The organism is Oleiphilus sp. HI0128 (genome assembly GCF_001635365.1).
The window spans coordinates 1-663 of the sequence record NZ_LWGG01001069.1 but is presented as its reverse complement, the minus strand read 5'-3'; the positions used below and the strand labels follow the sequence as shown (position 1 = coordinate 663).

Here is a 663-nt window from a genome sequence, read left to right as displayed (position 1 = left end):
GTTAGGGTATTTTCATCGGTATGTTCGAAGCCACTCTCACCATAGATATCAACCACAGTTGTTTGCTGATAATGCAAGCGATCCCCCTCCACTTCCAATGTTTGACTGAAGGACTTGGTATTTGCTTTTTCCCTCATAAACGCCGCTTCAGTAATGCCCCAGGTATCGCTGCCATTTTCTGCTTCAACAAAAATAATCATCTTATTATTGATGTATTCAACTGTACCGCCAGCGAGCAGAGAGACACGACGAGGAATCGTAAAGCCATTACAAATGGTTTGGCTCTCAGCATCCCAAGTCCAGTAGCCTAGCTGATGATGAATTAGCTTGTCATCGCGCTTGCGACGAACTATTTGTTCGTACTGAACAATGCCCAAGTCTTGCTCTTCAGCATTACTCACATCACCCACGAGTTTGAATTCCAAGGTTTCATAGAAGGCGTTTTCTTCAACACCGTCGGGCTCCGGTGCAATGTCCATCCCTGTTTCACCTTGCCACTTTCCCAGCAACAGCGCTAAGGGCCCTACAAGCTTGGCATCTAAAACTTTGTTATCAATTGCTTTGAATTCTGACATAGCTACCTCGAATCTATTTTTCTATTAATAGGATAATGCTTTTTTCATTGTCGTTTTTAAAGCGCTTTAGAGAAATTTTAGTGCTGCC

General features: G+C 43.3%; 1 protein-coding gene. It reads right to left on the bottom strand.

What is annotated here, in order from left to right:
* The coding region (locus A3763_RS18250; protein ID WP_068760300.1) for a heme-binding beta-barrel domain-containing protein at window positions 1-575 on the bottom strand (575 nt) is incomplete at its 3' end.
* Between the last annotated feature and the right edge of the window lie 88 nt (window positions 576-663).